13 protein-coding genes are annotated in these 13298 nt (G+C 56.2%); 8 read left to right on the forward strand and 5 right to left on the reverse strand.

The genetic code is table 11. The features are described 5' to 3' along the window. Positions 1 to 101: 101 nt before the first annotated feature. Together J3U88_RS22860 and J3U88_RS22865 are read left to right on the forward strand one after the other, a co-directional pair. Complete coding sequence (locus J3U88_RS22860) at positions 102 to 617, forward strand: chemotaxis protein CheW (protein WP_207861311.1); 516 nt, start codon at positions 102 to 104, stop codon at positions 615 to 617. A 66-nt stretch (positions 618 to 683) separates the two neighbouring features. Next, positions 684 to 3434, forward strand: coding sequence for a methyl-accepting chemotaxis protein (locus J3U88_RS22865; protein ID WP_207861312.1), 2751 nt, complete (start codon positions 684 to 686; stop codon positions 3432 to 3434). A gap of 71 nt (positions 3435 to 3505) precedes the next feature. Here J3U88_RS22865 and J3U88_RS22870 read toward each other — a convergent pair whose 3' ends face one another. Together J3U88_RS22870 and J3U88_RS22875 are read right to left on the reverse strand one after the other, a co-directional pair. Then, a complete protein-coding gene (locus J3U88_RS22870; RefSeq protein ID WP_207861313.1) occupies positions 3506 to 4525 on the reverse strand; it encodes a FecCD family ABC transporter permease in 1020 nt (339 codons plus the stop codon). Between the two features lie 13 nt (positions 4526 to 4538). After that, complete coding sequence (locus J3U88_RS22875) at positions 4539 to 5105, reverse strand: D-sedoheptulose-7-phosphate isomerase (protein ID WP_207861314.1); 567 nt, start codon at positions 5103 to 5105, stop codon at positions 4539 to 4541. A 344-nt stretch (positions 5106 to 5449) separates the two neighbouring features. Between J3U88_RS22875 and J3U88_RS22880 the strand changes: the two genes are divergently transcribed. The 4 genes from J3U88_RS22880 (at position 5450) to J3U88_RS22895 (ending at position 7367) form a co-directional block, all read left to right on the forward strand. After that, entirely contained in the window at positions 5450 to 6163 is a 714-nt protein-coding gene (locus J3U88_RS22880; protein WP_207861315.1) for a PspA/IM30 family protein, read from the forward strand. A gap of 100 nt (positions 6164 to 6263) precedes the next feature. Further along, positions 6264 to 6530, forward strand: a complete 267-nt coding sequence (locus J3U88_RS22885; protein ID WP_207861316.1) for a hypothetical protein — start codon at positions 6264 to 6266, stop codon at positions 6528 to 6530. Then, complete coding sequence (locus J3U88_RS22890) at positions 6527 to 6757, forward strand: hypothetical protein (RefSeq protein ID WP_207861317.1); 231 nt, start codon at positions 6527 to 6529, stop codon at positions 6755 to 6757. Before J3U88_RS22885 ends, J3U88_RS22890 begins: the two co-directional genes overlap by 4 nt. Positions 6758 to 6896: 139 nt before the next feature. Next, entirely contained in the window at positions 6897 to 7367 is a 471-nt protein-coding gene (locus J3U88_RS22895; RefSeq protein WP_207861318.1) for a PspC domain-containing protein, read from the forward strand. 90 nt (positions 7368 to 7457) lie between these two features. On the opposite strand, the gene J3U88_RS22900 is transcribed toward J3U88_RS22895, so the two are convergent. Beyond that, on the reverse strand, positions 7458 to 7757 hold the full coding sequence (locus J3U88_RS22900) for a hypothetical protein (RefSeq protein WP_207861319.1): 300 nt from the start codon (positions 7755 to 7757) through the stop codon (positions 7458 to 7460). Positions 7758 to 8286: 529 nt separating this feature from the next. On the opposite strand from J3U88_RS22900, the gene J3U88_RS22905 reads away from it, so the two are divergent. Next, entirely contained in the window at positions 8287 to 9273 is a 987-nt protein-coding gene (locus tag J3U88_RS22905) for a hypothetical protein (RefSeq protein ID WP_207861320.1), read from the forward strand. Between the two features lie 676 nt (positions 9274 to 9949). Beyond that, positions 9950 to 10252 carry a hypothetical protein gene (locus tag J3U88_RS22910; RefSeq protein ID WP_207861321.1) on the forward strand — a complete coding sequence of 101 codons (303 nt, stop codon included), beginning with the start codon at positions 9950 to 9952 and terminating at the stop codon, positions 10250 to 10252. On the opposite strand, the gene J3U88_RS22915 is transcribed toward J3U88_RS22910, so the two are convergent. After that, positions 10249 to 11277 (reverse strand): hypothetical protein, encoded by a 1029-nt coding sequence (locus J3U88_RS22915; RefSeq protein ID WP_207861322.1) that lies wholly within the window; start codon positions 11275 to 11277, stop codon positions 10249 to 10251. The genes J3U88_RS22910 and J3U88_RS22915 overlap by 4 nt on opposite strands. A gap of 395 nt (positions 11278 to 11672) precedes the next feature. Next, on the reverse strand, positions 11673 to 13031 hold the full coding sequence (locus J3U88_RS22920; RefSeq protein WP_207861323.1) for a phosphomannomutase/phosphoglucomutase: 1359 nt from the start codon (positions 13029 to 13031) through the stop codon (positions 11673 to 11675). Positions 13032 to 13298 lie beyond the last annotated feature (267 nt).

Here is a 13298-nt window from a genome sequence, read left to right on the forward strand (position 1 = left end):
ATTAATGAAACCGAGCAACGCGAACGATAAGTGTTGTGGTTTCTCCCGCAAAAAATTGACTCTTGCAAACTTCCGGCCCTCTTGCCATTGGAGGCGTTTTTATGACTTCAGATGCCGGCACAACCGCGAACGACGTCGTCGAAGACACCCAGGAAGGAAAGTTCCTCACCTTTATTCTCGGCGAAGAAGATTACGGCTTGGCTATTCGCTTCGTAACGGAAATCATCGGCATTCAAAAAATAACGCCCGTGCCCGATCTTCCCGATTACGTCAAGGGCGTCATTAACCTACGCGGCAAGGTCATTCCCGTGATGGATGTTCGTCTCCGGTTCGGCATGAAGCAGCGCGACTACGACGAGCGCACCTGCATTATCGTCATCAACGCCAAGGACACAACCGTGGGCCTCATCGTTGATACCGTTTCCGAGGTGTTGGAAATCCCCGACGCCTACATCGAGGAATCCCAACACTTCCGCAAAGGGAGGGGCAACCAATTCATGCGCGGTATGGGCAAGGTTGGTGAAAACGTCAAAATCTTGCTCGACGCGGAGGCCTTGCTGTTCCGCAACGCCGCCCATGCCCGTCCCCCGGAAAACCCAACCCCCACCGAAGCGTGATCAACCCAAGCGCACAATGATTCATCCCTTAATACACACCAGGGACCCCCAAGACAGGAGGAAATTATGACCGAGGCCGGCGGATCAATTGACTTTGCCACCTTATTTCAAAGCAACCCAATTGCGACATTTGTTGTGGATGCGGCCGCCAAGATCGTCGCGTGGAACGACGCCTGCGAGTTGCTTACCGGCAAAAAAGCCGACGCGGTGATCGGGAAAAAATGCTGGACGGCGTTTTATCCCAAGCGCAAGGCAACCCCCATCGATCAAGCGATGCGGGACGCTGAAGCGCTGAATGATTCGATCACTTTCGAGCACCACGGTAGTCACGAAACGGTCACCCTCAGCATAAAAATCAACCCCTGGCTTGACGACGAAGGCGAACCCACCGGCGCCACGGTCGTGCTGGAAGAGATGGCCCTAGGCGCTATCGGGAATACCCGCATCGCCCAATACACGTCCTCCATTCAGGGCTCCGGGACCTCGATGATAATGATTGATCGCGATCTGGTGATCACCTACATCAACCCGGCCACGCGGCGCATGATCGCCCGCCATCTCGATACCTTCAAGCGGGTCTACACCGGATTCACACTCGACAGCATGGTCGGCACCTGCATTGATCGCTTTCACAAGGACCCTCAGGTTCAGCGCCGCGTCCTCAGTTCTCCCGAAAACATGCCCTATGAAACCGATATTTATATCGGCGACCTGATTTTTAATTTGCAAGTCACGGCCATGGTCACGGAGGAAGGGGAATACATCGGGAACACCCTCGAATGGTACGACGTGACCGAAACGCGCGCACGTCAAAATGAGGTCGCCCGCCTCAAATCCGCGGTGGAAGGCTCCGGTACCGCCATGATCACGGTCGACCGCGATCTGGTCATTCGCACCATCAACCCCGCTTCCTTCCGGTTGTTCAACACCAACATCGAGCAGTTCCGTCATCAGTACCCCGGTTTTTCAGCCGAGAACCTGATCGGTACCAATATCGACCAGTTTCACAAGAAACCGTCGCATCAGCGTGGTTTACTGAGTGACCCTACCAACTTGCCCCACAGCGCCGATATTAAAGTGGGCGACCTCCTGTTCGAACTCAACGTCTCCGCCATGTACGGCGACAATGGCGACTACATCGGTAACTCGCTGGAATGGAAGGACGTCACCCGCTCTCGTGAACGCGCCGAACGCGCCACCGCCCTCGAATCCATGATCGAAGGCGCCGCCACCAACCTCATGATGTGTGACCGGGATTTAAACATTACTTTTTGTAACCCGGCGGTCCGCAACCTGCTCGGGCAGTACACCAGTGAGCTGCGCAAGGCATTCGATAATTTTGACGCCAACAACTTGGTCGGAACCAATATCGACAGCTTCCACCAAAACCCCGCCAAACAACGCGCCATCCTCGGCGACGTTCGCAACTTGCCCTACAAAAGCGAAATCTCTGTCGCCGGACTGGAGTTCGGACTCAACGCCAGCGCGCTTTACGATGACGACGGCAACCACATTGGCAACGCGGTTGAGTGGATCGACTACAACGAACGCGCCCGCTACCGCGATTCGGTGAACGAACTGATTGAAGCCTGCAACGTCGGCAATCTCCAAAAACGGGGCCAGACCGGCAATTTGACCGACTCCTACATTCCCATGATGAAGGGCATTAACAACATCATCGACGCCATTGTGGCACCAATTGGTGAGTTGCAACAAAAGCTGACCCGGGTCTCCGACGGCGACTTAACCGCATTCGTTACCGGCGACTACCAGGGTGATCACGGGATGTTGAAATCGGCGCTCAACGAAACCCTGAACTCATTAAATGAAATTCTGGCCCAAGTCCAACTCACCGCGGAACAGGTCAACACCGGTGCCCGCCAGGTATCCGACGCCAGTCAGAGTTTGTCCCAAGGCGCTACCGAACAGGCTGCCGCGCTGGAAGAAATCACGGCTTCCATGACCGAAATGGCCTCGCAAACACGCCAAAATGCCGAAAACGCCACCCAGGCCAACCAATTGGCCATGCAAACGCGTTCCTCGGCTGAAAACGGCAATACCCAAATGCAGGAAATGTTGGCCAGCATGCGGGCCATCGACGAATCCAGTAAAAACATTTCCAAGATCATCAAGGTCATCGACGAAATCGCCTTCCAAACCAACCTGCTGGCATTAAACGCGGCGGTTGAAGCGGCGCGCGCCGGGGTTCACGGCAAAGGCTTCGCGGTTGTGGCGGAAGAAGTTCGCAACTTGGCCGCGCGCAGTGCCAACGCGGCCAAGGAAACCACGGCCCTGATCGAGGAATCCATCAAAAAGGTCAACACCGGCACCGAAATCGCCGGTCACACGGCCGGTGCCCTGACCGAAATCGTCGAGAGCATTACCAAGGTCACCGATTTGGTCGCCGAAATCGCCGCCGCCAGCAACGAGCAGGCACAGGGGATTTCCCAGGTCAACAAAGCCTTGGGCCAATTGGAACAGGTCACCCAGCAAAACACGGCCAACGCGGAAGAAAGTGCGGCGGCCAGCCAAGAGCTGTCGAGCCAGTCCAGTCACTTGCGCGAGGTCATGACCAAGTTCAAGCTGAAAAAACGCGAAGCACCGCAAATGGCGCAAAACATCTCACCCGAGATGATGCGAATGTTCCAGGACTTTATGGCACAGCAAATGGGCATGCCGGCCCCGGCCATCGCCCCCGGTCCGGCACCCAGCGCGCCACCCGCCGGCGGCTATGGCGGCCCGGCCAAACGGACCGGCAGCGCCATCGACCCCAGCAAAATCATCTCGCTGGACGACAGTGAGTTCGGCAAGTACTAATTCTCCAAAAAACGCCCTTGCAGCAAAGCCGACCGGTGCCCGCCGGTCGGCTTTTTCGTTGTAGTTTCAAGCTACAAAACGCGGTCGTGGCGGTTACTTGAGATCAGCAGGAAAAAGAAAAACGGGGCGCCGATCAGAGAAGTCATGACGCCGACCGGTAACCCGGAGGGTTGCATGAGTAACCGGGCGACCAAGTCACACCACACCAAAAACAAACCACCGACCAGGGGCACAACCCACACCAAGCGCCGGTGATCGCCACCCCAACCCAGCCGACAAACGTGGGGAACCACCATCCCGATAAAACCAATGGGACCGGTGATGCTGACAATCACTGCCACCAAAAGCGACACACCCGCCAGCAAAAGGCGTTTAATCGTTTTCACCGCTAGGCCGCGCGCGTGGGCCAGGTCGTCACCGAGCAACAAAAGATTCAGATGCGGGGCCAAACCCAGCATAACCAACCAGAAACAGCCGGAGACAACGGCAAGCGCCATGGCTTCACCATAACCCACCACGGCGATTCCTCCCAGCAACCAGCGAATAATGCGAAACGACTGATAAAAGGACGCCAGCGATTGGATCAGCATCAGCAAACTGGAGAAGAAAAAAGAAACGGCAACACCCGCGAGCAGCAGAACATGGCGCTGGGTACCCAGACGGGTGGTGCTAAAGGCCAAGATGAGGGCGGTGGCCGCGGCGGCCCCGGTCATGGCCCCCAGGGTCACCCCCATACCAGTTGCACCGGAGGCCATGCCGCCGAGCACAATCGCCGCGGCGGCGCCGCAGGCCGACCCACTCGACACGCCGAGCGTGTAAGGCGTCGCCAAACTATTGAGAAACAAGGCCTGAAAAATGAGGCCGGCACTTGCCAAACCTGCGCCGGCACAGAAAGCGGTTAACACCCGCGGCACACGCAACTGCCAAAAAATACGCGCGGTGACACTTTCACTTTGCCAGAGATCGTGCCATTGCAGTTCCGCGACACCCAGCATGGCACCCGCGGCAAAGGTGAGCAGGGTCAAAACCAGGGCCGCCGCCACGGAAAGCCATGGCGAAACAGGTGATCGAACCCGAACGGGTGCGTCCAACGGAATTCTCGGTTTAACCGTGGAATTGATCGATCAGGTCACACCAGGTATGCCAAATCCACTGCTGGCCTTCCTGAATGCGGGGCGTATGGTCGGAGGGAACCACCAGCGCCACATCCGCGAGCGGTTTCATACGCCCGCCGCCTTTGCCGACCAAGGCGACATTGGTCACACCGATCTTTTTGGCGCTGTTCATGGCGCGCACCAGGTTTTCACTGTTGCCACTGGTACTAATTCCGATAAAAACGTCACCTTCACGGCCGAGCCCTTCAAGCTGACGGCTAAACACCTGGTCATACCCATAATCATTGCCAACCGCGGTCAATATGGAGGTATCCGTGGTTAAGGCAATCGCGGGCAGCGAGCGGCGTTCAACCAAATAACGACCCACCAGCTCGGCGGCGAAGTGCTGGGCATCCGCCGCGGACCCACCATTGCCGGCCACCAAAATTTTGTGGCCCTGCTCGAGGCGTTTCCAGAGCAAACGGCCAATGGCCTCAACCTCGCCGAGATAGCCGTCGCGCAACTTTTGAAACAGCGCGATATGTTCTTCAATGTCTTTGGTGAGTTTGGCTTCCATGTGTGTCCTTAACCTTCGTTCTTCAATCCTATCGGGTCATCCGACCCAACCTTTTTACCATACATGAAATGGAGACGGGAATCACGAGCGACGCCTTCTTAAACCCCGCGGGCATGCGAAACAATGCGCCGAAAAACCACCTTTAATATATCGCCACATCCACGCAGTTTTCGCCAAACAGACCGCCACAACCCTTGGCGATTGCACCCGCCTAAGCCGGCAGAGTTCGAACAGCCTCAACTCCATAAGCTACATTAAAACCAACTATTTAATAATGATCGATAAGTTTGGCAACATGCTTGCTAATGGGTATCCCGCGTGACAAACCCACACAGGAGGACACTATGGGTATTTTCTCTAGAATTAGCGAAATTGTTAATTCGAACGTCAACTCTATTTTGGAAAAGGCTGAAAACCCAGAGAAACTGGTTAAGCTGATGATTCACGAAATGGAAGACACCCTGACCGAGGTTAAATCTTCCGCCGCCGAGGTTGTCGCGGACCGTATTCGTATTGAACGCGCCCTGGATACCGAGAAACAACGCGTTTCCGATTGGCAAGCTAAAGCCAATCTTGCCTTGGATCGCAACCGCGAAGATCTTGCCAAAGAAGCTCTGGAACAAAAATTAACAGCGGAAGGCAAAGTCCGCGAGTTAACCGAGCAACACAAAGAGTCCACCGATTTGAGCAACCAATACCAAGGCGATATCGGTCGTTTGGAAGAAAAGCTGGAAGCCGCCCGCGGTCGTCAGCGTCTGCTCATCGCCGGCCACAAAAGCGCCAAAAACCGCCGTGCTGTTGAAGACAAAATCTACCGTATCAATACCACCGGTGCCTTTGCCAAGTTCGAAAATTACGAAAAACGCATCGACCGCTACCGCGCGGAAGCCGAGGTGATGTCGATCAGCAACCAGAGCCTTGAGAAAAAGTTCTCCGATCTCGTTAAAAACGAAGCCGTCGAGCTGGAGCTGCAGCGCCTAAAGGAAGAACGGGGTATCGCGACCAAAGAACACGAGGCCATCGCCCCCCCCAAGAAAGAAACCGCCGCCGTAGGCTAACGCACCGCGGCGGGCCTTTCCCGCCGTTCTCACCACACTTACACATGGGGTGGCGCGCGCCCCATGCACCTTGGCCCGGCCGGCCACCGGAGGTATCACCTTGGATGATCTCATTCCACTTTTTATTTTTTTTGTCACACCCGTCACCTTGACGCTCCTGTACATGGGCTACCGCCTCGCCAACCGCCTGCTCGACCTACGCATGGCAAAACTCAACCCCGGCAGCGAATCCGCCCCGCTTGAGCCAGGCGAGCCCCCGACCCTGAACCCGCGGCCCCTTCAGGAACGCGCCCAACGGTTGCAGGAACGACTCGGTCACTTGGAAGAAATTCTCGCGCACCAGACGAAACAAGGAAAAATTTCATGAAAAAAGTGTTTGAAGTCGCCTGCATCGGCGCCGCACTTGTCGGTGCGATCTGGTTATCCGGGCTCGTGCTCAAGGTACTGACCGGCTTGCTGGGATTGATCGCGGCCATCGCCGGCTCAATCCTCCACTTCCTGCTCAGCAAAAGTGTTTTAACCCTGGCCGTGCTTGGTTTTATCGTCTATCTTGTTTTCACAAAGAAACCAGAATACGAGCGCGCTCACCACTAACCACCGCTTTCCCGGTTGCGGCCCCCTCGGTCGCGTCGATCCCGTTTTTATGGGTGTCCCCCGTTTTTTTGTTGGTTTGGACCAAACCCCAGGCACTTGGTCACCGTTCATTAGTAGGAACTTTGAAGGAGTAGGAATTATGGCTTATACCACTTACCGGCACCAATTCATGGAAGGAGATTCCAGACGCGCATCCCGCTCACGCCGGTACCGTGCTCGCGGCAAGCGCCTGATGTTTCGCGGTCGCCCCCGTCCGGTACGTCGCCATCGAATTTTTGCCGGTGTTTGCGGCGGCCTCGCGGAGCACCTGGACATTTCACCCATCATGCTGCGGCTCGCGGCCATTGGCACCCTGGTGCTCCCACCACTCGGCGCTTTGGCTGTTTTAACCTACATCTTCCTCACCTTGTGGATGCCCCCACAACATGCCGTAACCTATGACGGCCCCTTCGAGGAACCGATTTCCAAGGACGAATACCACCAAACCCCCGCCATCGCCATGTCGCAGCTAGAAGACCAATACGCCGACATTGAACGCCGCATTCAACAATTGGAAGACATCGTCACCAGCAAAGAGTTCGATTTAAAGCGCAAATTCGACAATTTGTAGGCATCCCGCGCCACCTTCCCGCCGAACCAACAGGGGTTTCATTTGAGAATCGCAAACCAAAGCCGCACCAACCGTGCGGCTTTGGTCGTTTTAGCCCGCAAGTCGCTCGCAGGGATCGGCATCGGCAAACCCCTCAAAACCTTCGCGAAAATAGGCGAGATCCACAAACCAACGCTGCCATTGCTGGATCAATCCCCCCGGCTGATTGTGTAACACCGCCAACAAACGCGCCTCATCCAAAAAGAGAATGCGCGCCAAATCTTCCAGGAGCATGATGCCGTCACTTTCGATGACGCGTTCGAGGTCCCAGTTTTCGTACTCTTCTTCATGCAACAGAATCAGTACCGGTTGTTCTTGGCCGGGCAGACCGGCTTCTCGTTCATATACCATCGCGTCCCTCACTTCTTGCCTCATTCGGTCGATCTGGTTTTGCGGACCGCCCAACCTCACCGGAAATGCGCAAAGACATTCGTGAAGCGCCCCGGCAAAACCGCCGGTACCCGAGACTCTCGGAAAGACGCGGAGTCAAGAGATCCGACGGGTGATCGCCCAACCCTAATCTACGTCCTAAATGTGCGGCACGTCAGGGCCAAAAGCTGGCTTAGTAGCGGCAAATACTTGGGCTGGAACCCCAACAGCAACCAAGTTGACATGAAATACATCAGTAACGCCGCTATTGGTCTTGTTTTTGACAAATCCTGTTGTCGGCAACGCATGGCCCGCGCGGTTTCGACGGCCGCATCACACCCATCAACCCCTCAATTCACACCCTGTTAACCCTTGCCGCTCCCTTCTTCCCGGCAAACCTCAAAAGGATTCTCAGATCAGGTTCCCAAACATTCTCGGGAGGTTTTTGCTTATATTAAAAGCATCGCCTGGGTCCCCTCCCTAACTATCATGAAACCTGGAGCGCGACGACTTGAATATCAAATATTTACTGATGTTTATTGCTCTTGTCCAGGCCTTAATCATCGCTTATTTCTTAGGTCTTAATCGGCACCATTCTCAGCCAAGGCCCTCGGCCACGCCGACCGGAACCCTGTTCACCACACTTACCAAGGAACAGGCCGACCAGAGTTACCGAGACGGGATGCGTCTTCTCACCGAGGAAGGCCCGGCTCGAGCGCAGGCCTTTTTCGAAACTCGCTTCCAAGAAAGCGGCCATTTAACCCTGTTATACGGTTTAGCTTGGACCCAATACCTGAACCAAGACCAGGCAGCGGCGGAACGCAATCTGGTTTACATTCTGGATCACCAGCCGGACACAGAACTGGCGGCCCATTGCCACTACCTTCAGGGTTACCTCGCGCTTAACCAGGCACGACACCAGGATGCGATTAACGGCTTCGAGGCGGCCCACCACCTCTACCGGCTGCGCGACAAACAAAACAATCTCTTTAAATGCGAGATCGGTATGGCAAGCGCGGCGGTGTTCCAACGCCGCTATGAACGCGCCGACGAACTGCTGAACATCGCTTTCAGCCGATTCGAAAGCGGCAAGGTCAAACACCTCGGTCATTTTTACCACCTCAAAGCCAAGGTCAGCTTTGGAAGAAAACGCTGGGCGGCGGCGCGTACCTTTGCTGAGAAAGAGTTGGCGGAATTTGAACGTATCGGCGATGCACTCAACACGGGTGTGGCCTACGGGGACCTCGCTTTTTTCAGAGGCTTAACCGGTGACCTGGCCGGAAGCTTAGCAGCGAATACGGAAGCGGAATCACGACTTACCCAACTTCAGGCCCAAGATAAATTGATTCAAACCAAAATTAACCGCATCCTGCTCGCCCACTGCGAGGGACGGACGGAAGATCGTTTGGTCGAAGAAGTGCGCGCGCATGTCGAAGCCCAAAACGACCTTTATGCCGGCGAGCAGTTGGAACTGCTTGAAGACTGGGAATGCCCATGATCCCGGCCTGAAATCGCAATCCTCCCGCCGATCAAAAAACAGCAGCAAACATCAGCCGAAGCCCCCACCCCCAACACCGTCAATGTGCAGAACCCAAACTTCGCGTTTTGCGAACGGATCGCCCGCGGGCACGCCCCTCCTCAGGACATGTCACAACCGAGCATGCTTATCAATTGGTTCCCGAGCAAAGCCTCGCTTATCCGCACGGGCTGTTTTTTTGGCAAAGTGTCACAGAAAAGCTTGACGGGGGATGCAACGGACTGTTGTGTTAGAGTCACCTGCCAATGGTTTCAGCTTTTTGCCGAATAGCCGTGCTTGCCGATCCTCGCGGCGGCTTCTACCGACCGGCGTGTCTCAGGTCGCGCGAACCCGGGGTTGTTGCACAGAGCACCTCATCCTGGTGCGCCCATCTACCCGACAAGCGATAGCGGAACCGTTAAAAGCTTATAACTAGGCAGCTTACCTGCCCTCACCACGAGTCGGGTAAATCCCACTGATCACCCACCGTTTCAACCTGGGTACGGCATCTCCGATGTTCGATACCCAGGGTATCGCCTCGTAAACGGCACCTTACCGGCTAGGTGGTTTCTTGCCGGGGTTCCAGGTTCCGCTTCACAACACACCGCCGAGAAAGGCCGGCCGGTGAAGGGCGATGCCATGCTCCCGAGGAGGAACATTGACTGAATTATTACCCATCAACCGCGCATCGCCGGTTGATCCAACCACCATCGCACCATTGCGCCAGCCCACAAGCACCCTTCAATCCGAACGTTTCCCAGACCGAGATGTCGTAGACGTGCGAGGCATTTCCGCCGATAACGGCACCATCGGCCCAAACCCCGACCCACCGGACATTGACAACGGCTCACGGCTCGTGGCCGAGTCCAGCGGGACGCCGCCCCGAGCCGAGGTCGCAACGGGGTATGGGAATGCAGCCCCCACCCCGTCCGACCCGACCCGGTTTTCGTTCCTAGCCTAAGGCGACATCGGCACGAAACCCAGCACCAAGTCAGGCTGCGTTGGGGGATTGGGCGGTGTTCGAAACGGTGTTGGCAGCGCCCCTCGAACCCCGCCGGTTACCCCATCCAGTCCTGACCTTTCACTATGATTCCAAGCATCAAAGGCGCCGGTCACGGAACGCGACAAGCAAGGCGCACAGGCCCCGTCATCACGGTGCACATGAACCGACGCGACCGACCCCGAGCTGATGATCGCGCCGGGCAAACGCGGACGATCCGACCACCAGCCAACACTCAAAAAGCCAATCAACATCACCGCGACGAGCGCCAATCGCGCCGGGGTCAGCCACCCCGGATTCGTGAATCGCGGCGTGGGCACCACGGCGTGGGACACGTCAGCGTCCACGGGCCGTCCCCCATAAAGCAAAGCGGCTTGGAATGCGGCGGAAACCGGGGGTAAACCTGCAACTTGGCTACTCCCACGCGACCAAGCCAAGGCCAGGCGGCGCGTTTCTTCAGGTACACACCGGCACCAATCCACGGCCGGCAAGGGTTGATCTGATTCGACGGAAAACCCGAACCAAAAACGCCAAAGCCTGCGTAACAAGCGGGTGCGCAAAGCAACTTCCCGTTGATCCACAACACCGGCCAAGGAGCGGCGTGCAATGGCATCGGCACACCATGCTTGATTGCTATCGCCGGCGGCCGGCGCGGATCGCGCCAACACCGCGGCAAGCTCAAGCGCGATTTGCAGGGTGTGGTATCCCACATGACGCTGCCACACGGAACCGGCGTAGGCCGGCACCAATCGTCCATTGGCCGCTTTGATTTTCCCGCTTAACCCCGCTTCGCGATAACCGCAAAAACTGTTGGAACGCGCAAATTGGGATAGTGAATCACGCAGACGTGCGTAATGACGCGCTTGGGCGCGCGCGGCAACGCCGCCACAACTGTAAAGGGTCTCGGGCTCCAAACAAAGAACAAGGAAGGCGGTTTGAAGCTGAACCTTAGGCCCGATTTTCGGTATGTCTTCTTGGTGATTCATCGACCGACGCCCCGTCAACCCACCACAACCACGGCGGGCATTAAACGATGTCGTCTTATTCTAAAAGGGCGCGGGGTGTCTGGCTATCTGGGTACCACGGAGTTATCCGTCAGATTTTTTACGAGAACCCACTTTCCCACCAAGAAACACACTCTGGGTAAAATGCCGGAATGCAGTAGGCCCCGGCGCTTTTCCACCGCGTCGTGGGAAAGAATAGGGCTGATTCAAACCAGACGGTTTCGTGACTCAGTGTCTCAGCAACGATGCGGTATGAGGCCCTGCCGGTTGTGGCTCAGCCGGCGAACAGGCGCCAAAAAACGGGCACGAAACAACAACGCGCCGACCCGTACCGGGCCGGCGCGCGTCTCATACCGGGTTATCTTAAACAGAGAAGCCTAGTGGCCGCCGGCCATTTCCACGGCGCCGCGGTCACCCAACCACTTGCGAACAGCCGCAACCTTTTCATCCAACAGGTCTTGCTTGTCGGCCTCGACAACCAAACGCAACAAGGGTTCGGTATTGGATTTGCGCAGACTAAACCACCAATCGGGGAAATCAATGCGAACGCCGTCGATGGTGTTGACTTGACCGTTGGGGAATACCGTGTCGGCCTCGGCGAGCAAATCGTCGGCAATCTCGGTTTTGAAGTTGATTTCGCCGGAAGGTACGTAGATCTTAAAGGGCGCAATCAGTTCCGCCAGGGTTTTACCGGATTCTTCAATGATGTTCATGACCGTAATCATGGTGTAGAACGCGCTGTCGGCGAAGAAGAAGTCTTTGAAGTAGAAGTGACCCGCCAACTCGCCGCCGAAGGGGCCGTCCATCTCGCGCAGCTTGGCCTTCATGAAGGAGTGACCGACGCGGCAGAGAACCGGGGTACCGCCGTTGGCGATAATTTGCTCGGCAACAACCTTGGAGCTGCGAATGTCGTAAATGATGGCGCCGGGCCCACGTTTCTTGAGGAAGTCAACCGCGATCAAGGCGGTCAGAATGTCGGCGGGAACCACTTCACCTTGATTGTCAACGAAGAAGCAGCGGTCGGCGTCGCCGTCAAAGGCAACCCCAAAATCCAAACCCTTTTGGCGAACTTTAGCCTGCAACGCTTCCAAGGTGGTGAAGTCGAGCGGGTTGGCCAGGTGGTTGGGGAAGGTAAAATCCATATCCCAAAAAAGCGCGACCGCTTCCTGTTCGGTTTTTTTGAGGAAATCCTCAATCAAAAAGCCGCCCATGCCGTTGCCGCAATCCACGGCGAATTTAAACTTGTGGGTGAAGGCGCAGGCTTCCTTGAGGAAATCAAGGTAGGCGGGTTTGAAATCTTGTTCGGTCAAATCACCACGTTGCCCGGCTTTAACCAGACGGTCTTCATTGATCGCCGCTTCCATCGTGTTGATGCCCTCGGCGTAACCAACCGGAACGGCCTTCGCACGGGACAATTTGATACCGTTGTATTGGCCGGGATTGTGGGAAGCGGTAATCACCGCGGCACCGTCAAAGGCGCCCCGCACACAGGCGAAGTAAGAGGTCGGCGTGGTACACAAACCCATGTTCACCACGTGACTGCCGCCGTCGCGCACACCTTCGATGAAAGCCGCTTGCAGTTCCTCGGAATGGGGACGGCCGTCGCGACCGATCACAATCGTTTTACCCGCGCCGATCAGGTTGCTGAATGCCACCCCAATCTTGTATCCCATTTGCGCGTCAAGTACTTCGCCGTAAACACCGCGAATGTCGTATGCTTTAAAAATGCCGGCCATCATCTCCCCCTTGGGTATGTTGCTGTATTTGCAGCGGTCGCCCGTACCCCGGGGCCGCCGCGCTGTTACGAAACCATTGGCAAACATCAACCGGAACCATCGGCACCTCGTGGAAACAGGACGTTCACAACATCGTGGGATGGATCGAAGAGATGCCGGTCGTGTGCGGCGAAACAGACTACACGCGCTGAGGTCACAACGCGAACCGATCCAATCCTTCCTTGCCGACGAGAATGCAACGCAAGTATAGCCGGCGGACCAAGGCCG

Origin of the sequence: Acanthopleuribacter pedis, from assembly GCF_017377855.1 — a bacterium.
Classification (GTDB): Bacteria; Acidobacteriota; Holophagae; order Acanthopleuribacterales; family Acanthopleuribacteraceae; genus Acanthopleuribacter; species Acanthopleuribacter pedis.